The following is a 21,247-nucleotide window of genomic DNA, read 5'->3' on the forward strand; positions in this document are numbered from 1 at the left end:
TGATGTCAATCGTGCGCCACCGCCCGCACCGGACATTCGCGACCCGCCGGACGGGCGACCGACGACCAACCCAGACGGACGACAATCCAACAGAGGAGACACGGTGAAGGTTCTGATCGCCGGAGGCGCGGGCTTCATCGGCAGTACGATCGCCTCCGCATGCCTCGACGACGGCATTGAGCCGGTGGTGCTGGACAATCTGGTCACCGGGCGGATCGAGTTCACCCGCGACCGGATCTTCTACCAGGGCGACATCGCCGACGGTGCCCTGATCGACCGGATCTTCGCCGAACACCCGGACATCAGCGCGGTGGTGCACGCCGCGGCGCTGATCGTAGTGCCCGAATCGGTCGCCGAACCGCTGCGCTACTACCGGGAGAACGTCGCGAAGTCGATCGACTTCATCGACCACGTGGCCCGCAACGGAGCCGAGCGGTACCTGTTCAGCTCCTCTGCGTCGATCTACCGGCCGGGTGAAGACTTCTCCGTCGACGAGTCCTCACCGCTCGAGCCGACCAGTCCGTACGCGCGGACCAAAGCGGTGATGGAGACGCTGCTCGCCGACTGCGCCGCCGCCATGCCGCTGCGGGCGCTGTCGCTGCGCTACTTCAACCCGATCGGCGCCGACCCGCAGCTGCGTACCGGCCTGCAGATCCGCCAGCCCACCCACGTCCTCGGCAAGCTGATCACCGCCGTGCAGACCGGGGCCGAGTTCGCCATCACCGGGGTTGACTGGCCCACCCGCGACGGCTCGGGAATCCGAGACTTCATCCACGTCTGGGACCTGGCCCGGGCACACGTGCAGGCGCTGCGCCACTTCGACGAGATTCTGCCGGTCGGCGCCGACCGGCGCTACGAGGTGCTCAACCTCGGCACCGGCGACGGCACCACGGTGCGTGAGTTCGTCGAGGCCTTCCGCTCCGTGGTCGACCAGCCGCTGCGGGTCCGGGAGACCGGGCCCCGCCCCGGTGACGCCGCCGGCTCGTACACCCGCAGCGTCCGGGCGCGTCGGCTGCTCGACTGGAAGCCCGAGCTGTCCATCGCCGACGGCATCCGGCACTCCCTGGCCTGGTCGGCGCGGCGGGACCAGGTGCTCGACGACTGAGTCCGGCGTCCGGCCGCGTCCACGGCGGCCCTGATCGCGACGCTTCCTGGGACCCGCCGCAGCGGTCTACCGCGGCGGGTCCCGCAGCGCCGCGCTCAGCTCCGCCACGATCAACGACACCTGCCAGGTACGGGCACCGAACCCCTGCAGCGTCGCCGCCACCGACTCGTCGCTGATCTTCTCCGGCGGAGTCCAGGCGAGCCGGCGGACCGAGTCCGGCGCGATCAGGTTCTCCGGCGGTAGCAGGTTCGCCGCGGCCGTCCGGATCACCACTTCCCGGCACCGGGCCAACCGTGCCGCGGCCGCCGGGTCCCGTTCCGCCCAGCGGTGCGGCGGGGGAGGGCCGTCGACCGCAGGCGTGGTCGGCAGGGCGTCGTCGGGCAGGGCGCGGGCGACGTCCAGCGCGTCCAGCCAGATCCGCGCCAAGCGCCGGACCGAGCGGCCGTTGAAACCAGGCAACGCCAGCAGGGCCCGCTCGTCCCGGGGATCGAGTTCGGCCGCCGCGATGATCGCCGAATCCGGCAGCACCCGGCCCGGTGCCGAATCGCGGCGGGCGGCGACGTCGTCCCTGGCCTGCCACAACGCGCGTACCCGGGCCTGGGCCCGCGCTCCGCGTACCCGGTGAATGCCGGAGGTCCGCCGCCACGGCTCCGGCCGTACCCGGGTCGGCTGGCTGCCCCAGGCGACCAGGGCGGCGAACTCCTCGGCAGCCCATTGCTGCTTGCCCTGGCGTTCCAACTCCAGGGCGAGTACGTCCCGCAGCTCGACCAGCAGTTCGACGTCGAGCGCCGCGTAGGTCAGCCACGACTCCGGTAGCGGGCGGGTCGACCAGTCGGCGGCGGAGTGATGCTTCTCCAGCGAGAAGCCGAGCAGTGCCTCGGTCAGCGCGGCCAGCCCCACCCGCTCGTAGCCGGCCAGCCGGGCGGCCAACTCGGTGTCGAACAACCGGCGTGGGCGCAGCCCGACATCGGCCAGGCAGGGCAGATCCTGGCTGGCGGCGTGCAGCACCCATTCGGCATCGGCGATCGCGGCGTCGAGCGTGCCCAGGTCGGGCAGCGGCAGCGGGTCGATCAGCGCGGTACCGGCACCCGCCCGGCGTAGCTGCACCAGATAGGCGCGTTGGGTGTAGCGGTATCCGGAGGCGCGTTCGGCGTCGATGGCGACCGGACCGGAGCCGGCAGCGAATCGGGCAACGGCCTCGGCGAGAGCGTCGTCGTCGGCCACCGGTGCAGGGGTGCCGTCGCGGGGAGCGGTCAGCGCAACGGGCCCGCCGGGCGAGGAGTCGGACCCCACGACATCGGACGCCGGCGGCTGCGCCAGCGGGTGGTGCGGCTCGCTCCCTGCTGGGCGTTGCGCGGTCCGACGGCGCAGGGGGGATTCGTCGGTCACCTGGCAACCCTAGTGCCCGGCCCGGTGCCGGCTGCACAAGGTGTCACCGGCGCGTCGGCTCCGGGCCGGTCGAGTTGACCGGCGACACCCCGGTTATGTGTCCAACGGGTGGCAATCGTGTGATCACCGGGCGAGAGGTGACGACAAATACCGTACTGCCCGGTACGGTCGTATCGCCGCTCAGCGGCAGGTGGGCCGGCTGCCGCGTTGAAGGAGAGGCTGCCACGACATGACCAGTGGGTACGACGATCCGCGCTCCGTTGCTGTCCCGGACATTCCGGGCCCGCGACATGACGCTCCGGAGGCGCATACGCTACCGGCGGCCCATACCGCCGAGGACGCCCATGCCGCCGAGGAGACCCATGTAGCGAGCGAGCCGCCCCCTGCTCCCGACGCGCCGACGCCCTGGGCGACCTCGGACCGTCCGGGCTCGTGGGCGCCGCCGGCCGACCAGCTTCGCCGGGTCACCCCGGTCCGGCGGGGGTGGCCAGGGGCGACTGCGCTGCTGCTGGTCCTGCTTCTGGCCGGCCTGGCGGGTTTCCAGACGCACCAGATCCGTCAGTTGACCACCCGACTGGCCGAGGTCGACCAGCGGCTGGCCCGGGCGCAGGGAGCCGATTCCGACCGCTTCGAGTTGGTCGAGGCGCGCGCCGCCGAGTTGGAACGGCAGGTCGGCGCGGCCTTCGACCCGGAGGCGATCGCCACGGCGGTGCTGCCCAGCGTCTTTCGGGTCAGCGCCGGGCGGTTCACCGGCACGGCCTTCGCGGTGGGCGAGTCAGCCGACGGCGGCACCAATCTGCTGACCAACTACCACGTCGTCGAGCCCAGCTATCTGGCCGGCAACCGGCGCGTCTTTCTCGAGCGCGACGGTGAACGGATCGAGGCGGCGGTCGTCGCGGTTGACGAGGACAGCGACGTGGCGCAGCTGCGGACCGACCGCTCGTTCCCCGGCCTGCCGCCAGCTCCCGACGAGGTCAAGTCCGGTCAGCAGATCGTAGTGGTCGGGGCTCCGCTCGGGCTCGTCGACTCGGTGACCACCGGGGTGGTCAGCGCGTTGCGGGATGCCGACGACAGCACCGGCCCGGTCATCCAGTTCGACGCTCCGATCAACCCCGGCAACTCGGGCGGGCCGGTGATCAACAGCGGCAAACAGGTGGTGGGCATCGCCACCGCGAAGGCCCGCGACGCCGAGGGGATCGGGCTGGCTGTGCCGATCCGTACCGCCTGCGACGTGTTCGAGATCTGCTGATCGCGTCAGGTGGTGCCGGTCGGCCGCCGCCGGCCCGGCAGCACCGTCACCCCCGGCGGCGGCAGACCGGCGGTCGACGCCAGCAGGTCACACCAGGCCCTCAGGTGGGCGTCGAGCCCGGTGGTCGACGGCGTCCACGAAGCGCGGATCTCGATGTCGCCGCCCGCAGGTGGGCCAGCCAGCTCGCCGAAGCGGGTGGAGCAGGTCTGCGTCACCGTGCCGCCCAGGGCACCGTAGGCGGCCTCGTGGACGTCCAACGCATCGGTCAACCAGGTCCAGCCGACGGTCGGCAGCAGCGGGTCCGCGACCAGGTCAACCTCCAGGTCGGCGGTGACGTACGTCACCAGGCGCAGGGTGCCCTGCCAGGCGTCGTGTCCGTCCGGGTCGTGCAGCAGGACCAACCGTCCGGTGGCCACCTCCTCCGAGCCGCGCAGCACCGTGGCGCTCAACGCGAACGCGTACGGGGCCAGCCGCTGAGGGGCACCGACCTCCTCGATCTGGATCTCCTCCCGAGGGGTCACCGCGCGCAGTCCGGCGACGGCGCGGTGGAACGCCTCGGGCAACGCGGTAAGGGGGGCCATGGCCAAAAGCCTAGGCTGCGGTCCGACCAGATGGGGATCGGCGCGCCGGGCCCGGCAGCGGTGACCGCGACGGCAGCGCTTCGCCGGCCAAGGATCGGCTCAGTGCGGCCCGGATCCGACCGGGGCGGATCGGATCGGGGCGGCGGCTGCCGACCAGCCGGGCGACCGTGGCACCATGGGCGCCGATGACCACGACGACACCGGGCAACGCCGCCCACGACGCGACACCCGACACACCCGCGCCGGCCCCGGCCCCGGCGGCGCCGCTGGCCACCTCCGCCTTCGTCCGGGCCTGCCGCCGGGAACGGGTGCCGCACACGCCGGTGTGGTTCATGCGCCAGGCCGGTCGGTCGCTGCCCGAGTACCGCCAGTTGCGCAGCGGGATCGGCATGTTGGAGTCCTGCCGGCAGCCGGACCTGGTCGCCGAGATCACCATGCAGCCGGTACGCCGGCACGGCGTGGACGCCGCGATCCTGTTCAGCGACATCGTCGTTCCGGTCGCGGCGGCCGGCGTCGAGTTGGACATCGTCGCCGGCACCGGGCCGGTCATCGCCGAACCGGTCCGCAGCGCCGCCGATGTCGGCCGGCTCCGCCGGATCACCCCCGACGACGTCGGCTTCGTCGACGAGGCGGTCCGGCTGCTGGTCGCCGAACTCGGTGCAACCCCGCTGATCGGGTTCGCGGGTGCGCCGTTCACCCTGGCCAGCTACCTGGTCGAAGGCGGACCGTCGCGGACCCACGGGCGGACCAAGGCCCTGATGCACGGCGATCCGCAGACCTGGCACGCGCTCTGCGGCCGGCTCGCCGAGATCACCCTGGAGTTCCTCCGGGTGCAGGTCGCGGCGGGCGTCGCCGCGGTCCAGCTGTTCGACTCCTGGGCCGGCACGCTTTCCGAGGCCGACTACCGTCGGCACGTCCTGCCGCACTCCGCAGCGGTGCTGCACGGACTGGCCGCCGCCGGAGTGCCCAGAATCCATTTCGGAGTCGGGACCGCCGAGTTGCTCGGTGCGATGGGCGAGGCCGGCGCGGATGTGGTCGGGGTGGACTGGCGTACCCCCCTGGACGCCGCGACCGTGCGGATCGGCCCGGACCGTGCGGTACAGGGCAACCTCGACCCGAGTCTGCTGCTCGCGCCGTGGCCGGTGGTGCGTACGGAGGTCCGGCGGGTGCTGGCCGACGGGCTCGCCGCCCCCGGACACGTGTTCAACCTCGGTCACGGAGTGCTGCCGGAAACCGATCCCGACGTGCTGACCAGGGTCGTCGAGCTGGTGCACGAGACGTCGCAGCGCTGACCGCGTCACACCCGGGTAGGCCCGGCCGGCCGGCCCGACTACCCGGGTGGCAAGGTGACGGTATGCAGCAATCGTGGCGGATCGCCGTGGTGGGTGGCGGGATCGCTGGGCTGGCCGCAGCGTTGCGGCTGCGTGACCGGGCACCCGCCGGGACCCGGATCACGGTCTACGAGCAGTCCGACGAGCTGGGCGGCAAGCTGCGTACCGAGGACTTTGCCGGGCTGCCGGTGGAACGCGGCGCCGAGGCGTTCCTGATGCGGGATCCGGCCGGCGGCGACTCCGCTGCGGTCGCGCTGGCCCGCCGGGTCGGCCTCGGTGACAGGCTGCGACACCCGGCGGTCGGCCAGGCGGCGCTGGCCCGGGGCGGACAGTTCGTTGCGTTACCCGCCGGGACGCTGATCGGCGTGCCCGGCGACCTCGCGGCGGTGGCCCGGGTGGCCCGCGCCGAACCGGAGCGTGACGCCGACCAGGGCCGGCCGTTGCTGCAGCCGGACGATGACGTCGCCGTCGGTGAGCTGGTTCGTCGGCGGCTGGGTGACGAGGTCGTCGAGCAACTGGTCGACCCGATGCTCGGCGGGGTGTACGCGGGTAGGGCCGACACCTTGTCATTGGCCACCACCATCCCGGGGCTGGCGGCGGCGGCCCGCACGGAACACACCCTGGTCGCGGCGGTCCGGGCGGCACTGGCCGCCCGACCACCAGCGGCCGGCGCGCCGGTGTTCGCCACCGTCGACGGCGGGCTGAGCCGGCTCGTTGCGGCCGTCCGGGGCGCGCTGTCGGCCGCCGACGGCGCAGCCGAGGTCCGGTTGCGGACCTCGGCGGTGGTACGGGAGTTGGCCGCCTCGTCGGACGGCTGGCGGTTGACGGTCGGGCCGACCCGCGGCGCCGAGCGGGTGGACGTCGATGCGGTGGTGCTGGCGGTGCCGGCCCGGCCGGCGGCCCGGCTGCTCGCCGCGGTCGACGCCGCCGCGGCGCTCCGGGTCGGTGCGCTCGAGTACGCCAGCATCGCCCTGGTCACCCTGGCGGTGCCGCAGCCGCAGCTGCCGGAGATCTCCGGCTTCCTGGTGCCGGCGACCGAGCGGACCATGACCAAGGCCGTCACCCTTTTCAGCACCAAGTGGGCCCAGCTGCGACGATCTGACGGGCTGGCCGTGGTCCGTGCCTCGGTCGGCCGCCACGGCGACGAGCGGCTGCTGCAACGCTCCGACGACGAGCTGGTCGACGCGGTGCGTACCGAGCTGACCCGGCTCACCGGCGTCCGGCAGCCGGCGGCCGTGCAGTCGCACGTGCAGCGATGGGGTGGCGCGCTGCCGCAGTACCCGCCGGGGCACCTGAGCCGGGTGGCGGCGGCCCGTTGGTCGCTGCGGTCCGCCGGGCACCGGCTGGCGTTGGCCGGCGCGGCCTACGACGGCATCGGCATCCCGGTGTGCGTGCGGTCCGGCGAGAACGCCGCCGATGAGATCCTGACAAACCTGGAAGGGGTACGCCGATGAGCGGCGACGAGCAGACCAACGCGGCGCGGTTGCGTGAGCTGAACTCGACGATCCGGTACACCATGTGGTCGGTGTTCCAGGTCGCCGAGCGGCTGCCGGCGCTGCGCGACGACATGATCGGTGAGGTCGAGTCGCTGATCGGCGAGCTGACCGCCAAGGACGTCACGGTCCGGGGCACCTACGACGTCGCCGGGCTACGGGCCGACGCCGACATCATGATCTGGTGGCACGCGGCGGACAGCGACGAGCTGCAGGACGCGTACGGGCGGTTGCGCCGTACGGCGTTGGGCCGCCACCTCGCTCCGGTCTGGTCCCAGCTGGCGCTGCACCGCCCGGCCGAGTTCAACAAGAGCCATGTGCCGGCGTTTCTGGCGGGCGAGCCGGCTCGGGCGTACATCTGCGTGTACCCGTTCGTCCGCTCGTACGAGTGGTACCTGCTGCCGGAGGCGGAGCGCCGGGCGATGCTGGCCGAGCACGGGCAGATGGCCCGGCCGTATCCGGACGTCCGGGCGAACACCGTTGCATCCTTCGCACTTGGCGACTATGAGTGGATGCTCGCCTTCGAAGCCGACGAACTGCACCGGATCGTCGATTTGATGCGCGACCTGCGGGCCTCGTCGGCGCGGCGGCACGTTCGCGCGGAGGTGCCGTTCTTCACCGGACGGCACCGTACCGTCGCCGACCTGGTCGCAAATCTGCCCTGACGACACCCGGACCGGTCGCCGGTCGGCTCCGGACCGGTCCGTCCGGCGCGGTTTCCGCAGGTGCCGGCCCGGGTACCCATCCACTGCCCCCCGAGGTTGGCCGGTCAGCCCGACCGGGTCGACCGGACCGGAGAAGGACCACTCATCTGATCCGGAGGAGGGTGTGATGAGTACGCAAGCTCCGACCCGCAACACCACCGCCGTGAACCGGCCGATGGCCGGGCAGCCGATGGCCGACGGTCAGACACACCAGATGGACATGAACGCCGGGATGCGTCCGGCGATCACCCCGGGAACCGAGACGAAGTCGGCGTTCCGCAGCACCGAGTTCTACGTCTACCTGATCGCGGTCGCCGGCGTACTGCTGGCCTCCCAGGTGATCAACCCGGACATCGACGGCGTGCAGGGTACCGCTGGTGGCGGGGACCCCTTCCCGGCCAGCACCGCATGGCTGTACGTCGCGCTGCTGACCATCGGTTACGTGGTCAGCCGGGGGCTGGCCAAGGCCGGCAGCGCCTGGCGGAACTCGGGTGAGCGACAGCGCTGACCCGTGAAAGGGCCGCCGACCCGGTGACGGGTACGGCGGACCGGGCCGGCGGCCGCGGTGGACACGTCCATCCGGTCGCCGGTCCTTGCGTGCACGGCCCGGTCGGTCAGGTTCCGCCGGATGCACCTACCGGATCTGCCGCACGGCGCATCGGCACGTGCCAGATGCCGTCCTCGAGGTACTCCGGCCCGACGACGACGAACCCGTACCGCGCGTACAGCCCCGTCAGGTGTGCCTGGGCGTCGAGCACACAGGGCCGGCCGGCGGCGAGCCGCAACGCCGCCTCGACGAGTCGACCGGCGTGACCCTGGCCGCGTTCGGCGGTGGCAACGGCCACCCGGCCGATCCTGGCCGTGGCTTCCGCGCCACCGCCTGGTTCGTCGAGCAGCCGTAGACAGGCCACCACCGTGTCGCCCCGGGACAGCCACAGTTGGCGGGCACCCGGCTCGACGTCGCGGCCGTCCAGTTCCGGGTACGCACAACGCTGCTCCACCACGAACACGTCCACCCGCAGCTTGAGCAGTTGGTACAGCACCAACGGCGGCAGTTCGACGGTGTGCGCGACGTGCGGCGTCAGGCCAGGATCGGGGGGCACGCCGACGGATGATACGTGGCTCAGCCCGGCCGGCTGCCGACCGCGTCGCGGACCGCGGCCCCCTGCTCCTGGTCGACGGTGCGCGCGCAGTGGGCGCAGCAGAAGAACCGTCCGGACACCTCGACCCCGTGCCCCACGATCTTGCACTGGCAGTGTTCGCAGATCGGCGCGAGCAGCTGGATCGCGCACTCGAACGAGTCGAAGGTGTAGGTGTCCCCGCTGACCGTGCGGATGTCGAACGCCAGCCAGTAGTCGTTGCCGCAGACCTCACAGGTCGCCATGTTGCTTCTCCCAACGTCAGCCTCATTTGCAGGGTGCGGCATCGGGGAGGCCCGGAACCGGCGAATCGCTGAGATGCTGTGACCGAACTGCTGGGAAATGCGCGGAGGCGGGGTGGGCGGTCAGCTCCGGGCGGCGTCGGTCGCCGGCTCCAGCCGCAGCGCCACCGAGTTCATGCAGTAGCGCGCGTTGCGGGGGGTGTACCGCTCGCCGTCGAACCGGTGCCCGAGGTGCGAGTCACAGGTGGCGCAGCGCACCTCGGTGCGGACCATGCCGTGCGACCGGTCTTCGATGTAGCGCACCGACCCGGGCAGCGCCTCGTCAAAGCTCGGCCAGCCGCAGTGCGAGTCGAACTTGGTGTCACTGGTGAACAGCGGCGTGTCGCAGGCCCGGCAGTGGTACGTGCCGACCGTCGTGGTTTCGACGTACTCACCGGACCAGGGCGCCTCGGTGCCGGCCTGACGCAGCACCCGGAACTCCTCGGGGTTGAGCCGCGCCCGCCACTGCTCGTCGGTACGGGGCAGGGACGTCTTCTCGTCTGTCATGGTCACTACGGTACGGCGGTCCCGGCACCGCCGGCCGCCGATCAGCGGCCGGCTGGCCTAAGGTCGAGGGGTGACAGGGCAGAGCCGGAGTTCCCGGTCCGCGACCACCGTCGACGTGGCCGGCCGCCAGGTGCGGCTGAGCAGCCCGGACCGGGTGTGCTTCCCCGGGCCGGGGTACACCAAGCAGGACGTGTTCGACTACTACCTGGCCGTTGGTGACGGCATACTGCGCGCCCTGCGCGACCGACCCACCACACTGCAGCGCTTCCCGGACGGCGTCGACGGCGAGATGTTCTTCCAGAAGCGGGTGCCGGCCCGGGGCGTGCCGCCGTGGCTCCGTACCGCCGAGATCAAGTTTCCCAGTGGCCGTACCGCCGACGAACTCTGCCCGGCGGACCTGGCCCACGTCGCCTGGGCCGCGCAGATGGGCACCGTGGTGTTTCATCCCTGGCCGGTGCGGGCCGCTGACGTGGACCGGCCGGACGAGCTGCGGATCGACCTGGATCCGCAGCCGGGCACCGACTTCGCCGACGCGGTGGCGGCGGCGGGCGAGGTCCGGGCAATCCTCGACGAGCTTGGTGCCACCGGTTACCCGAAGACCTCCGGCGGCCGCGGGGTGCACGTCTACCTGCGGATCCAGCCGCGCTGGCTGTTCACCGAGGTACGCCGGGCCGTGATCGCGTTCGCCCGCGAGGTGCAGCGCCGCCGGCCCGACCTGGTCACCACGTCCTGGTGGAAGGAGGAACGGGGGCGAAAGGTCTTCATCGACTACAACCAGATGGCCCGGGACCGGACCATCGCCTGTGCCTATTCGCTGCGGGCGAACGCCCGCGCCACCGTCTCCACTCCGGTCACCTGGGACGAGTTGACCCGGGTCGAGCCGGACGACTTCGACCTGCGCACCGTACCGCCCCGGCTGGCCGCCGTCGGCGACCCGCACGCCGGGATCGACGACACGCCGTGGGACATCACCCCGTTGCTGGAGTGGGCCGACCGGGACGACCGCGACGGCGCCGGTGACATGCCGTACCCGCCGGACCATCCGAAGATGCCCGGCGAACCGATGCGGGTGCAGCCGTCCCGGGCCCGCCCGGTCACCGGCGACTGACCCGCCCGGGACCCGCGACGTCCGCCCGGCCCGGTGCCGTCCTGACCCCGGCCCGGTGCCGTCCGTCCGGCCCCAGGTCAGGACGGGCAGGTCAGGCCGTCGTCGGGCACCGTCAGATCGATCAGGTACGCGTCCACCGCGTCGGCTACGCAAGCCACCTGCGGGTATGCGGTGTGCCCGTCGCCCTGGTGGGTCACCAGCACGCCGGTGCCGAGCGACTCGGCCAGCCGCGGTGCCTGCTCGTACGGGGTGGCCGGATCACCGGTGGTGCCGACGACGAGAATCGGCGCGGCGCCGACCGCCGGCCCGACCGGGTACGGGTCGGCCGCGACTGGCCAGTTGACGCAGGCCAGCAGGCCGACGGCGAGCGCCGGACCGAACGTCGGATGCTGCCGGCGCCACTGCTGCTGCAACTGCCGGACCTCGTCGGTGCTCAGCGGCACCTCGGCGTCGGCGCAGTTCACCGCCAGGTTGGCGGCGAACAGGTTGCCGTACCGGCCGTCGTCGCCGCGACCGGTGTAGCCGTCGGCGAGGTCGAACACCGGGCCCGGGTCGCCGTCCCCCAGATCGGCCAGCGCCCGGCCCAGCCGTGGCCAGCCGCTGCGGTCGTACAGCGAGGCGACCACGGCGTAGAAGATCCAGCCGGCGGTGGCCGTCCGGCCGGTCGCCCCGGTGACCGGCTCCTGCCGGGCCCGGTCCATCGCCTCGGCCAGCGTGCCGGAAGGGTCGGCGCTGATCGGGCAGTCAGCCGGTGCGCCGGAACACCACCGGCCGAAGGCGGCAAAGGCCCGTTCGAAACCGGCGGCCTGGCTCAGCGACCCGGCGACCGGGTCCTGCCCCGGGTCGATCGCGCCGTCCAGCACTAGCGCGCGGACCCGGTGCGGAAACAGGTGCGCGTAGGTGGCTCCCAGCAGGCTCCCGTACGAGTAGCCGAGGAAGGTCAGCTGGTCGTCGCCGACCGCCGCCCGCACCGCGTCGAGGTCCCGGGCTGTCTGATGGGTGGAGTACGCGGTGAGCCGCTCGCCGTAGCGCGCCGCGCAGCCGGCCGCGACCCGTTGGCTGAGCGCGGCGGCCCCGGCGAAGGCAGCCGGGTCACGGGGGTCCGGGTCCGCCCCGAAGGTGGCGTCCCAGTCACTGTCGGCGACGCAGTCGACGGCGGCGGACCGGCCCACCCCGCGCGGGTCGAAGCCGACCACGTCGAACCGGCGCAGCACTGTCTCCGGTAGACCGCCGAGGCGTTCGCCCAGTGCCAACCGGGCGGCGGCGTCCACCCCGGAGACGCCGGGCCCGCCCGGGTTGACCACCAGGGTGCCGATGCGGTCCTGCTGCCGGTCGGACCGGGCCCGGATCAGCGCGACTGGAAGGGTGCCGGCGGCGGAACCGGCGGCCCAGTTGACCGGTACGTCGATCGTGGCGCAGTCGTAGCGCAGCCCGTCGGGTGGTGGGCCGTACCGATGCGTAGTCGACTCCGGGCAGGGCTGCCAGTGCGGCGGTGAGTCGGGCCCGCTGGTCGCCCCGGGGTCGGGCCGCGCCGCCGTGCACCCGGTCAGGCCGACCAGCGAACCGACCACTGCGGCCGCGATGGCGGACAGCCAGCGGTGCCGGCCATCTGTCTGCCAGCGGCGCCGGCTCGCGGGGATCCGGCGGCGTCGGCTCACTGCTGGCTGGTCGGGTCGCCGGCCAGCACCCGGTGCACGTCGAAGCGGACCGGCCGGTCCAGCTGGTCGTACCGGCAGGAGGCCGGCTCCCGATCGGTACGCCAGCGCTGGAACCGTGCGGTGTGCCGGAACCGGTCGCCCTCCATCGCGTCGTAGGCGACCTCGGCGACCAACTCGGGCCGCAGCGGCTGCCACTCGAGGTTCTTGCCGCCGCTCCACCGGCTCGGCGCGCCCGGAATCCGCTGGCCGGAACCGTCGTCACCCGACCCCCACGGGTGGTCGGCGGCAGTGGTGCGCAACGGTGCCATCTCGTCGACGAGCTCCGCGCGTCGGGCGGCGGTGAACGACGCGCACACGCCGACGTGGTGCAGCACCCCAGCGTCATCGAAGAGCCCGAGCAGTAGTGATCCGACCACCGGGCCGGACTTGTGCCAGCGGAAGCCGGCGACGACCACGTCGGCGGTCCGCCCGTGCTTGACCTTGAACATCGTCCGCTTACCGGGCTCGTAGCGCAGCTCCGCCGGCTTGGCGATGACGCCGTCGAGGCCGGCGCCTTCGAAGATCTCGAACCAGCGACGGGCGGTGCCCGGTTCGGTGGTCACCGGGGTCAGGTGCACCGGCGCGGTGACCGCCGCCAGCGCGTCGGCCAGTCGGGCCCGACGGGTGGTGAACGGCTCGTCGAGCAGGACCTCGTCGCCCAGCGCCAGCAGGTCGAAGGCGACGAAGGAGGCCGGGATCTGCTCGGCGAGCAGCCGTACCCGGGAGGCCGCCGGATGGATCCGTTGGCCGAGCAGGTCGAAGTCGAGCCGGGACCGCCCAGTCTCCGCCCGGATCACCACCAACTCGCCGTCCACCACGATCCGGGGCGGCAACTGCTGCCGGGCCTGCTCGATGACCTCGGGGAAGTACCTGGTCAGCGTCTTACCGCCGCGGCTGGCCAGCTCGACCTGGTCACCGTCGCGGAAAATGACGCAGCGGTAGCCGTCCCACTTGGGCTCGTAGCTCATCCCCGGTGCGACTGGCAGCGTCGCGACCGGTTTCGCCAGCATCGGCTCGATCGGTAGGGCGATCGGGAAAGTCACCCACCCAGTGAACCATCCCGGTCCGACGATCCGCGGGACCGCCGGACCACGGCACGGACCCGGCGGAACACCGGCCGGACCGGGCGGGCCAGCCACGGCAGCCGGCGTGCCGCGCGTTGGTACAGCGGCTGGGCCGCCGCCCGCAGCTGCTGGCGGGTCGTGGCGAGCTGGCGGTGCGTCGTATCGAGCTCCGCCCGGGCGGAACGCAGCTGCTGTTCGAGCTCGGCGAGGCGGGCCGCGCTGATCGTCGCCATCAACTCGTGACCGGTGACCGGCTCGCTGCGGCCGTCCTCGCCGCGTACCAGCCAGGGGCGGTCACCGTATACGTCGATCTGATGGCCGGCCAACGGTACGTCGCCTTTCTCCAGCCCGTTCGGAAACTGCTCGGCGAACATCGCCCGGCAGTGTTTCGCCTGGTCGGCCGAGGTGGCCAGGATCAGCTTGTTGGGCACCAACACTGCGGGCACCAGGCTGCCGCCGTCGCCGAGGTAGCTGAACAGGCCGGTGATCACGCCGAGCCAGTGCCGGTTGAGTACGTCGTCGAGCACCACCAGCCCGTCGTCGACCACGGTCCGCTCGGCGATCCGCAAATCGTTCACCGTGATCTGATCGGTGTGGCCGCCGTCGATGGAGAAGATCCGGAAGCGGCGCCCGGCGGCGACGAAGCCGGCCTGCTCCAGGTCGAGACTTGACGACTGCACGATGTCGACGTTGTCGCCGGCGCCGTAGGTCGTGAGGTTCTGTTCGAAGATCTCCCGGTCACCGCGTCCGGACTGGTCGAGGTTGGCGGCCTGGTCGTCGAAGACGTCGATGGCGACCGCCCGCTGATCCGCTGGCAGATCCAGAGCGAGGCACAGGAACGACTTGCCGTGGTGGATGCCGATCTCGGCCACGTCGCCGCTCACCCCGGCCTCGCGCTGAGCGGCCCGTACGCCGCTGAGGTACACCGCGGTCGAAACGTTCAGCCAGCCCTTGACCTGGTGCAGACCGGTCCGCAGGTAGCTGGCGGTCCGCTCAGGCAGGACCGGTGTGAACGCTGTCATGGTGGCAGACCATACCGCTGATTACCGCAGCGACAAACGGTCGATCGGAGGACAATCCAGGTGACCGCACCGGCCGTCCTGGTCGGTGTCCTGCTCCGCTCGTCGGCGCCGCCGCCGTGGTGGCCGTACGGGAAAGGCGGATCGCATGCCCAGCTTCACCTATCCGCAGGCCGGCGCCACCGCCGTGCTGCGCGACCAGACCGGATCGGTCCGGCGGTCCGTACCGCCGCTGCCGGCGGGCTACCGCCATCTGCGGTCCCGTAGCCGACTGCGGCCCGGCAGCTTCCCGATGGCGGCCGAGGCGGTGCTCACCTGGCGGATGCACCGGGCCGCCGGTGCCCGGGTGGCGGCGTCGGCTCCCCGCGCCGAGGCCGGTGTGCTGGTGACGGTCGGTCTCGGCGTCGGGCCGCTGCGGATCGCCGCGCCGTGCGCGGTGGTGTGGGCGGTCGACGAGCCGGACCTCGCCGGATTCGCGTACGGCACCCTGCCCGGCCATCCGGCCAGCGGCGAGGAGGCGTTCCTGGTGCACCGCGACGACGACCGGGTGTGGCTGTCGGTGGTGGCGTTCAGCCGGCCGGTGGCGCCGCTCATGCGGCTGGCCGGCCCACTGGGTGCGCTGGCACAGCGGGCCTACGCCCACCGGCTGGGCACCGCACTGCGCCGGCTCACCCGCTGACCGCCAACGGCACGCCGGCCGGCGGCGGGTCAGTAGGCGGCGAAGGAACGGACCGGGGCCCGGGGCCCGAACCGGGGCGCCCGTACCCCGGCCAGCTCCAGCAGCAGACAGACCCGACCACGGTGCCCCCGGAACGGCTCCAGTAGTTCGAGCATCCGGGTGTCGGTTGCGCGGGCCTCGCCGGCCAGCGCCCAGGCCACCGTGTTCGGCAGGTGGTAGTCGCCGACGCTCACCGCGTCGGCCGCGCCGAACGCCACCCGGACCACCTCGGCGGCGGTCCACGGGCCGATCCCGGGCAGCGCGGTCAACCGCCGGGTGGCCGTCTGCGGGTCGGCGCTGTCCGACAGCCGGTCGGCGACCGCCGCCGCGCCGCACAGGGCCTGCGCCCGTCGTTGCTCGATGCCCAGCGGATGCAGCGACCAGTACGGCGCGGCGGCGAGGGCGGTCGGCTCCGGGGCGACCCAGAGATCGGCGACCGGGCCGGGAGCGGGTTCGCCGAACCGGCGGACCGTCGCGGCGTACCCGCGGTACGCCTCCGCGCCGGTCACCTTCTGTTCCAGCACGGCCCGCAGCAGCCGGGCGAACACCTGCCCGGTGGCCGGGAGCCGGACGCCGGCGTAGCGGCGGACCACCGCCGCGACGACCGAATGCCGGCGGGCCAGCGGGAGGAAGTCGGACACGTCGTCGCGGAGTCCGGCGACCGCGTCGGCGATGTCGCAGATCTGGCTGGCCCCGGGGCCGTAGCCGGCGGCGACGAGGTCGCCGCCGCGTCGGCGTAGCGCCAGGGTCGCCGGCCCGTCCGGGGTACGGGCGGTCCACCAGAAGGTGTCCGCCAGCCAGCGGGCGCACGGGTCGTGCCGTCCCATCGCCAGCGGCCGCGCCGAGCCGGCCAACTGGTAGCCCTCCGGCGGCCGCAGCACCCGGACCCGTGCCGGTGCGGCACCGGTTGCATTGAGCGTGGCCGCTGCTGTCTCCGCGGCCTGCCTTTGCTCGACCATGCCGGTCACTGTGCCAGCAGCGGCGGACAGCATCGACGCCGGGACGAGCCCGCAGCTCGTCCCGGCGTCGGATCGCCCTACCCGGGTCACCGGCGGCCACCGCCGCCGATGCCAGCCGACCTCATCGGGTGACGACCACCCGGACCACGTCGAAGGCGGGGATCTGGTTGGCCCGCTGCATCATCGGTACCCGGTGGGAACCGTCGCCGGCCCACGACGCGCACTGGGCGATGCCGGGGCCGGGCAGGCCGGGCACCTCGACGGTGACCTCGTCGGCGCCGGCGCCACCCCGACCGTCCTCGGTGGCCACGAAGAACGCCGGGACCGGGCCGGGCTCGGGAGCGCTGCGCCTACTGGTCAGCATCCGGCATGCGGTGTGGAAGTGCCCCCGGGTCAGACCCTCCTCGGTGAGGAACGAGCTTTCCAGGTAGTAGCCGCCCTGGCCGGCCGGCAGGAATCGGTCACGTACCAGGTTGCGGGTGCTGATTCGCAGGGTGAACGGTTGGTTTGCGCGTACCCGGTTGGGTGACGAGATGATCATCAGCTGCGGGTTGGTGTCCGCGTCACCGACCTCGCCGAACGCCGTACTGACACACCGCTCGCCGTCCTGGAAACCCTCGTGCGGGGCCAACGAACTGTCGGTGCAGTCGTCGCCGAGGATCTCCAACCCGGCCGGCGGATCGTCCGGCGCGTCGGGCTCTTCGCCGGGGGCGGGGGAGTCCTGGCACTGGTCCGGGCCCCGCTGGCCGTCACCCCAGTGGTGCCGTACGCCGTTGCTGTCCACGGTGGTCCCGGTGTCGGCCGGATCGACCGACTCGCTCGGGCTCACGCAGACAGCGGCGGCCCGGTCGCGGTCCCGCTCGCGGTCCCGGTCGCCGCGGGTCCCGGCGGACGAGATCTGGGTCACCGCCACCACGCCGCCGAAGACCGCCAGCATCGTGGTCACCGCGATGACGCGGTTGCGGGTGCTGCCCGCCGATTCGCCCCGGCGTGCCGGCTGGTCGCTGGTACGCCTGCGGCGCTGTGGGCTGTTCACGTGGTGCCACCTCTTTCGTCGAACGCCAATTGGTCGTCCGGGTGCAACGCAGTTGATGATGGCTGTGGTTCGCCACTGCCGTCGACCGTATGGATGTCACTCCACAACAGTCAACAATCCTTGGGCCAACTACGGAACACTTAGGAGGCACTTAATACGGGCTTCAAGAACCGGCTCGAGGCGCCGGTGGCGGGTCCACCAAAAACGTGGCGGCGGCCGGCCGCGCCCTCCCTGGCAACGACCGGCCGCCGCGATTCACAGGCGCCCTGAAAGAGTCAGTAGTCGTAGTCGCCCGAGTCCTCAGAGTCACTGTCGAAGCTGTCCGAGTCCTCGCTCTGCGAGTCCTTGCTGTCGTCGAGGCCCTTGATGTTGTCGCGGCCGTCACCGTCCGGCACCGCAATTGGCTTCGGGGTGCCCTCCGGCAGGCACTCCAGGTTCTTCGTGCCGTCCGGCTGCACGACGTACCAGGTGCCGCCGACACCCTGGCCCTTCCAATCGCCGGGCTTCTCGTCACCGGCGTAGTAGTAGATCGGCCAGCCGTCGATGGTCAGTTGGCGGGTGCCGTCCGGCCGGTTCACCGTGCCGACCAACTCCTCGTCCACCCCGGACAGAATGGGGTCGCCGTCGGTCAGCGCCGGCGGCCAGATCTTGGCGCAGTCACCCTCGCAGTTCGAGGTCGCGGGGTCGTTGGAGTCCTCCTCGAAGCGGTAGAGCAGCCAGCCGTCCTCGTCGGTGACCACGTCACCCATCTTGTCGACGGCCTTGCCGACCAGTTCCTTGGTGAGGTCCTCGTCGGCGACCTCGACCGCGATGTCCTCGGTGTCTACCGGCTCGGGCGCGGCCGACGCCGCGTTCGCCGCGTTGACGACCGGCTGGGCCTGAGCGCCGCCAAAGTCGTCCGGGTTGTAACCTGCCGGGGCGCAACCCGGCAACACGAGTGCCGCCAGCGCGCCTGCGACTATGACGGTCCGCTTTCCCAGTGCCACGTGCCCTCCCTCATTCGTCCACATCGGGCTTCATCAAGGAGTACGCAGCACATCTCGGATTGGATCGGTATTCCCGAGTGCAGAATTTCACAGCCCGGCGTTGAACCGGGTCGTCGGGTGCTGCGTGCGGCCAGCCGTTGTCGTGCCGATCAGCAGCAGAATACGCCGGTCATGGGCAGAGAGAGACGCAGCGACGATCAGAGACAGAACAGCCCGTGGGTATCCGTAAACTCGGGAACCCACGGGCTGCACGTACATCGAATCTGCTGGCGCAGATGTCGCGACGCCTGTTCGTAGCGCACGTCAGGAATGGACGTCGACCCTCCGCTCAGACCGGTACCGCTCAGACCGGTACCGCTCAGACCGGTACCGCTCAGACCGGTACCGCTCAGACCGGTACGGTGACGATCGCGGTGGCGACCCCGGACTGGTCGACCGCCTGGAACTGGATCCGTTCGATGTCGTCCCGAGGCACCGCCGTCGACGTGCTCAGCAGCAACGGCGCGGGCTGCTCCGCGGTGCCGTACCCGGCGTCGGGCACCGTCCAGGTGGAGAGCACCTCCGCAGTGCCGGAGGCCCGCAGCACCACGATCCGGCACTGCATCGGTCCCGGTACGCGGCGCAGCGCGAACGACACCTGGGTGCCCCAGTCGGCTTCCTCCAGCACCACGTCCGCCTCCACCCCGGTGGTGGCGTCGACCGCGTTGAACTTCTCGCCAGTGACCTCCGGACCACCGACCCCGGACTGCGGATCGACCGGTGACGGGCTGGTCGAGACCGACGTCTGCGGCCCGGCCTGCGGTGTCGCCGATCCGCCTGACCAGGTCGACCCGGCGAAGAACGAGAAACCGGTGAGCGTCGCCATCAGCACGAACCCGGCGGCGATCTGCAGCGGTCGGCCGGCGAACAGCCGCCGGGACCTACCGGCGCGGCCGAGCGGACGGACCCGACCGTGGTCGCGAAGCTGGTCGGCGTCGGACCGTACGGTCGGCCGGATCGGCACCGGCGCGCCGCCGTCGTCCGCCCCACCAGCCCGGTTCACACCGGTGGGGCCGGACTGAGGGAGGACGGGGCTGTCCTCCAACTGGTCGATGTCGACGGTGGACATCAACCCGACGATCGGAATGAGTGACTCCAGCTCCGCGGCGCAGGCCCAGCAGCCGGCGAGATGCTCCTCGAACAGTTCGACGTCGTCGGCGTCGAGCGCACCGATCGCGTACGCTCCGACGTCCCAGTGGGCGGACCGTGTCATTCTGTAACCCCCCGCTGTTGCAGCGCCGTCCGCAGCGCTCGTAGCGCGTAGTAGACCCGCGACTTGGCGGTACCCAGTGGCAGCCCCAGCTCCGCGGCAGCCTCCGGCACCGTGCGGCCGCGGAAGTACGTCTCGACCAGGATCTCCCGGTGCGGCTGGCTGAGCGTGCGCAACGCGTCGGCGACAGTCATCTGCCGCAGCACCTGATCGGTGCCGTCGGACTCGGCGAAGCTCTCCAGGTCCCGGTCGTACTCCTCTGTCGGGCGGGCCTTCTCGCTGCGGTGGTCGTCGATCGCGATGCGCCGGGCGACGGTCACCAGCCACGGTCGCAGCGACGCCTGGCCCTGCGCGCCGAGCCGGTGGGCGTTGCGCCACGCCCGCAGCAGTGTCTCCTGGACGATGTCCTCGGCTCGTTGCCGGTCCCCCCCGGTGAGCCGTAACACGAATCCCAGCAGCGGCCGGGCGTGCTCTGCGTACAGTGTGCGGACGAGATCGTCCCCGTGGCTGGATTCCGCCGTCCCGGCCTGTTGCCGGCTTCCTGCGGTCCGTGGCGTCACCGGCTCATCATCGCGCTCGGCCGCCCTCCCGTCGATGCTCTGCCAACGTTGCGTGCTGCGGGCCATGGCCGAACCATTGCCGGTCAGACCCGGCCGGGTCCTCTCCGCCTGCCAGCCGCTGGCGACCGCGTACATCGCAGGACCTCCATCCGACGTCGACATGGCCCGCGGCTGGGGGCCCACCCCGAGGTACGGAGCCGGCCGGCGGACGGATCAACGCCCGCTCGGAAAAATTCCATCCGGCGGCGGCGGCGAAGGCTGCGCGGTTGCGTCGGCGATCGGCGACGCCGTCGCGATCAACCGGTCCAGCGCCGCGCCGTGCAGCACCCGGCTGGGAAACCAGTCACCGGCGGCCCGCCGGGCCAGGTCCCCGACGGCCGGTACGGCGCGTCCGGCGACCACCACCAGGTTGCCGTACCGGCGCCGCCGCAGCACCGCCGCGTCGGCGACCAGGCAGATGCCGGGCAGCACCTGCCGTACCGATGCCAGATGTCGACGGGCCCAGCCCAGCGGCGGCCCGTCCGCCACGTTGGACAGCAGCTGGCCGCCGGGCACGAGCACCCGGGCGACCTCGGCGGCGAACTCGACCGAGGTCAACCGAGCCGGGGTACGGGCACCGGCGAACACGTCCGCGACCACCAGGTCGTAGCTGTCCGTGCGGGCCTGTTCGACGGCGGCCCGCGCGTCACCGACCCGGATCCGCAGGTTGCGGTCGGCCGGCCAGGGCAGTTCGCGGCGGACCAGCTCGGTCAACGCGGCGTCGATCTCCACCACCCGCTGGCTGGACCCGGGCCGGGTGGCGGCCAGGTAGCGCGGCAGGGTCAGCCCACCGCCGCCCAGGTGCAGCACCCGCAGCGGGGCGCCGGCCGGGGCGGCCAGGTCGATCGCCGCGGCCATCCGGCGGACGTACTCGAACTCCAGGTGCGTCGGATCGTCGAGATCGACGTGGGACTGCTGGGTGCCGTCCAACAGCAGGGTGTACGCCCGCCGCCGGTCCGGGTCCGCAACGAGCTGCGCGGTGCCGGTGTCTACCTGGACCGCGGGCGGTGCTGTCCTGCGGGTACGGCCCATC

Annotated in this window: 22 protein-coding genes; 8 read left to right on the top strand and 14 right to left on the bottom strand. The window is 72.2% G+C overall.

The genetic code is table 11. The features are described 5' to 3' along the window. Window positions 1–103 precede the first annotated feature (103 nt). Window positions 104–1,105, top strand: coding sequence for a UDP-glucose 4-epimerase GalE (gene galE / locus O7553_RS07450; protein ID WP_281554087.1), 1,002 nt, complete (start codon window positions 104–106; stop codon window positions 1,103–1,105). A 66-nt stretch (window positions 1,106–1,171) separates the two neighbouring features. Here galE and O7553_RS07455 read toward each other — a convergent pair whose 3' ends face one another. Further along, entirely contained in the window at window positions 1,172–2,476 is a 1,305-nt protein-coding gene (locus O7553_RS07455; RefSeq protein ID WP_281555523.1) for an HRDC domain-containing protein, read from the bottom strand. A gap of 247 nt (window positions 2,477–2,723) precedes the next feature. Between O7553_RS07455 and O7553_RS07460 the strand changes: the two genes are divergently transcribed. Further along, entirely contained in the window at window positions 2,724–3,743 is a 1,020-nt protein-coding gene (locus tag O7553_RS07460) for a S1C family serine protease (protein ID WP_281554088.1), read from the top strand. 5 nt (window positions 3,744–3,748) lie between these two features. Here the strand turns inward: O7553_RS07460 and O7553_RS07465 are convergent, their stop codons facing one another. Next, the gene (locus O7553_RS07465; RefSeq protein WP_281554089.1) at window positions 3,749–4,324 is read right to left on the bottom strand and encodes a DUF3000 domain-containing protein; all 576 of its coding nucleotides are present in this window, start codon (window positions 4,322–4,324) and stop codon (window positions 3,749–3,751) included. A gap of 185 nt (window positions 4,325–4,509) precedes the next feature. Here O7553_RS07465 and hemE point away from each other — a divergent pair, with 185 nt between their 5' ends. The 4 genes from hemE (at window position 4,510) to O7553_RS07485 (ending at window position 8,360) form a co-directional block, all read left to right on the top strand. Then, window positions 4,510–5,616: a uroporphyrinogen decarboxylase gene (gene hemE / locus O7553_RS07470; RefSeq protein WP_281554090.1), complete on the top strand. Its 1,107-nt coding sequence runs from the start codon at window positions 4,510–4,512 to the stop codon at window positions 5,614–5,616. A 62-nt stretch (window positions 5,617–5,678) separates the two neighbouring features. Continuing rightward, a complete protein-coding gene (hemG, locus tag O7553_RS07475; protein WP_281554091.1) occupies window positions 5,679–7,109 on the top strand; it encodes a protoporphyrinogen oxidase in 1,431 nt (476 codons plus the stop codon). Then, window positions 7,106–7,813 (top strand): hydrogen peroxide-dependent heme synthase, encoded by a 708-nt coding sequence (hemQ, locus tag O7553_RS07480; RefSeq protein WP_281554092.1) that lies wholly within the window; start codon window positions 7,106–7,108, stop codon window positions 7,811–7,813. The genes hemG and hemQ overlap by 4 nt, the downstream gene beginning before the upstream one ends. Window positions 7,814–7,979: 166 nt before the next feature. Further along, the gene (locus O7553_RS07485; protein WP_278168180.1) at window positions 7,980–8,360 is read left to right on the top strand and encodes a hypothetical protein; all 381 of its coding nucleotides are present in this window, start codon (window positions 7,980–7,982) and stop codon (window positions 8,358–8,360) included. 106 nt (window positions 8,361–8,466) lie between these two features. On the opposite strand, the gene O7553_RS07490 is transcribed toward O7553_RS07485, so the two are convergent. The 3 genes from O7553_RS07490 to msrB all read right to left on the bottom strand — a co-directional run bounded on the left by O7553_RS07490 (window position 8,467) and on the right by msrB (window position 9,779). Further along, window positions 8,467–8,937, bottom strand: coding sequence for a GNAT family N-acetyltransferase (locus O7553_RS07490; RefSeq protein ID WP_281555524.1), 471 nt, complete (start codon window positions 8,935–8,937; stop codon window positions 8,467–8,469). Between the two features lie 38 nt (window positions 8,938–8,975). Continuing rightward, complete coding sequence (locus O7553_RS07495) at window positions 8,976–9,236, bottom strand: Prokaryotic metallothionein (protein WP_123600747.1); 261 nt, start codon at window positions 9,234–9,236, stop codon at window positions 8,976–8,978. 120 nt (window positions 9,237–9,356) lie between these two features. Then, the gene (gene msrB / locus O7553_RS07500; protein ID WP_281554093.1) at window positions 9,357–9,779 is read right to left on the bottom strand and encodes a peptide-methionine (R)-S-oxide reductase MsrB; all 423 of its coding nucleotides are present in this window, start codon (window positions 9,777–9,779) and stop codon (window positions 9,357–9,359) included. Between the two features lie 70 nt (window positions 9,780–9,849). Here msrB and ligD point away from each other — a divergent pair, with 70 nt between their 5' ends. After that, window positions 9,850–10,887 (top strand): non-homologous end-joining DNA ligase, encoded by a 1,038-nt coding sequence (gene ligD / locus O7553_RS07505; protein ID WP_281554094.1) that lies wholly within the window; start codon window positions 9,850–9,852, stop codon window positions 10,885–10,887. A gap of 77 nt (window positions 10,888–10,964) precedes the next feature. On the opposite strand, the gene O7553_RS07510 is transcribed toward ligD, so the two are convergent. Genes O7553_RS07510 through O7553_RS07520 form a run of 3 tightly spaced genes read right to left on the bottom strand, consistent with a single transcriptional unit; the run spans window position 10,965 to window position 14,670 of the window. After that, window positions 10,965–12,545, bottom strand: a complete 1,581-nt coding sequence (locus O7553_RS07510; protein WP_281554095.1) for an alpha/beta hydrolase — start codon at window positions 12,543–12,545, stop codon at window positions 10,965–10,967. Then, a complete protein-coding gene (locus O7553_RS07515; RefSeq protein ID WP_281554096.1) occupies window positions 12,542–13,627 on the bottom strand; it encodes an ATP-dependent DNA ligase in 1,086 nt (361 codons plus the stop codon). Before O7553_RS07515 ends, O7553_RS07510 begins: the two co-directional genes overlap by 4 nt. Continuing rightward, complete coding sequence (locus O7553_RS07520; protein ID WP_281554097.1) at window positions 13,624–14,670, bottom strand: class I SAM-dependent methyltransferase; 1,047 nt, start codon at window positions 14,668–14,670, stop codon at window positions 13,624–13,626. Before O7553_RS07520 ends, O7553_RS07515 begins: the two co-directional genes overlap by 4 nt. Window positions 14,671–14,815: 145 nt before the next feature. On the opposite strand from O7553_RS07520, the gene O7553_RS07525 reads away from it, so the two are divergent. Beyond that, the gene (locus O7553_RS07525; protein WP_281554098.1) at window positions 14,816–15,346 is read left to right on the top strand and encodes a DUF1990 domain-containing protein; all 531 of its coding nucleotides are present in this window, start codon (window positions 14,816–14,818) and stop codon (window positions 15,344–15,346) included. Window positions 15,347–15,375: 29 nt separating this feature from the next. Here O7553_RS07525 and O7553_RS07530 read toward each other — a convergent pair whose 3' ends face one another. From O7553_RS07530 to O7553_RS07555, 6 genes are all read right to left on the bottom strand, one after another. Further along, entirely contained in the window at window positions 15,376–16,344 is a 969-nt protein-coding gene (locus tag O7553_RS07530) for a DNA-3-methyladenine glycosylase 2 family protein (protein ID WP_281554099.1), read from the bottom strand. A 121-nt stretch (window positions 16,345–16,465) separates the two neighbouring features. Beyond that, window positions 16,466–17,380 carry a Pecanex-like protein 1 gene (locus O7553_RS07535; RefSeq protein ID WP_281554100.1) on the bottom strand — a complete coding sequence of 305 codons (915 nt, stop codon included), beginning with the start codon at window positions 17,378–17,380 and terminating at the stop codon, window positions 16,466–16,468. Between the two features lie 275 nt (window positions 17,381–17,655). Then, window positions 17,656–18,366, bottom strand: a complete 711-nt coding sequence (locus O7553_RS07540; RefSeq protein WP_281554101.1) for a hypothetical protein — start codon at window positions 18,364–18,366, stop codon at window positions 17,656–17,658. A 388-nt stretch (window positions 18,367–18,754) separates the two neighbouring features. Further along, window positions 18,755–19,618: a zf-HC2 domain-containing protein gene (locus O7553_RS07545; protein WP_281554102.1), complete on the bottom strand. Its 864-nt coding sequence runs from the start codon at window positions 19,616–19,618 to the stop codon at window positions 18,755–18,757. Further along, window positions 19,615–20,310: a sigma-70 family RNA polymerase sigma factor gene (locus O7553_RS07550; protein WP_281554103.1), complete on the bottom strand. Its 696-nt coding sequence runs from the start codon at window positions 20,308–20,310 to the stop codon at window positions 19,615–19,617. The genes O7553_RS07545 and O7553_RS07550 overlap by 4 nt, the downstream gene beginning before the upstream one ends. Before the next feature lie 78 nt (window positions 20,311–20,388). After that, window positions 20,389–21,246, bottom strand: a complete 858-nt coding sequence (locus tag O7553_RS07555; protein ID WP_281554104.1) for a fused MFS/spermidine synthase — start codon at window positions 21,244–21,246, stop codon at window positions 20,389–20,391. Window position 21,247: the final 1 nt, after the last annotated feature.

The sequence above is a fragment of the Solwaraspora sp. WMMA2059 genome, assembly GCF_027497315.1.
Classification (GTDB): domain Bacteria; phylum Actinomycetota; class Actinomycetes; order Mycobacteriales; family Micromonosporaceae; genus Micromonospora_E.

Coding starts and splice junctions, on each gene's coding strand:
- O7553_RS07460 (WP_281554088.1), top strand. CDS start 2,724: ATGACCAGTGGGTACGACGATCCGCGCTCCGTTGCTGTCCCGGACATT.
- O7553_RS07465 (WP_281554089.1), bottom strand. CDS start 4,324: ATGGCCCCCCTTACCGCGTTGCCCGAGGCGTTCCACCGCGCCGTCGCC.
- O7553_RS07485 (WP_278168180.1), top strand. CDS start 7,980: ATGAGTACGCAAGCTCCGACCCGCAACACCACCGCCGTGAACCGGCCG.
- O7553_RS07520 (WP_281554097.1), bottom strand. CDS start 14,670: ATGACAGCGTTCACACCGGTCCTGCCTGAGCGGACCGCCAGCTACCTG.
- O7553_RS07550 (WP_281554103.1), bottom strand. CDS start 20,310: ATGTACGCGGTCGCCAGCGGCTGGCAGGCGGAGAGGACCCGGCCGGGT.
- hemG (WP_281554091.1), top strand. CDS start 5,679: ATGCAGCAATCGTGGCGGATCGCCGTGGTGGGTGGCGGGATCGCTGGG.
- hemE (WP_281554090.1), top strand. CDS start 4,510: ATGACCACGACGACACCGGGCAACGCCGCCCACGACGCGACACCCGAC.
- O7553_RS07495 (WP_123600747.1), bottom strand. CDS start 9,236: ATGGCGACCTGTGAGGTCTGCGGCAACGACTACTGGCTGGCGTTCGAC.
- O7553_RS07530 (WP_281554099.1), bottom strand. CDS start 16,344: ATGGTCGAGCAAAGGCAGGCCGCGGAGACAGCAGCGGCCACGCTCAAT.
- O7553_RS07525 (WP_281554098.1), top strand. CDS start 14,816: ATGCCCAGCTTCACCTATCCGCAGGCCGGCGCCACCGCCGTGCTGCGC.
- O7553_RS07555 (WP_281554104.1), bottom strand. CDS start 21,246: ATGGGCCGTACCCGCAGGACAGCACCGCCCGCGGTCCAGGTAGACACC.
- hemQ (WP_281554092.1), top strand. CDS start 7,106: ATGAGCGGCGACGAGCAGACCAACGCGGCGCGGTTGCGTGAGCTGAAC.
- O7553_RS07545 (WP_281554102.1), bottom strand. CDS start 19,618: ATGACACGGTCCGCCCACTGGGACGTCGGAGCGTACGCGATCGGTGCG.
- msrB (WP_281554093.1), bottom strand. CDS start 9,779: ATGACAGACGAGAAGACGTCCCTGCCCCGTACCGACGAGCAGTGGCGG.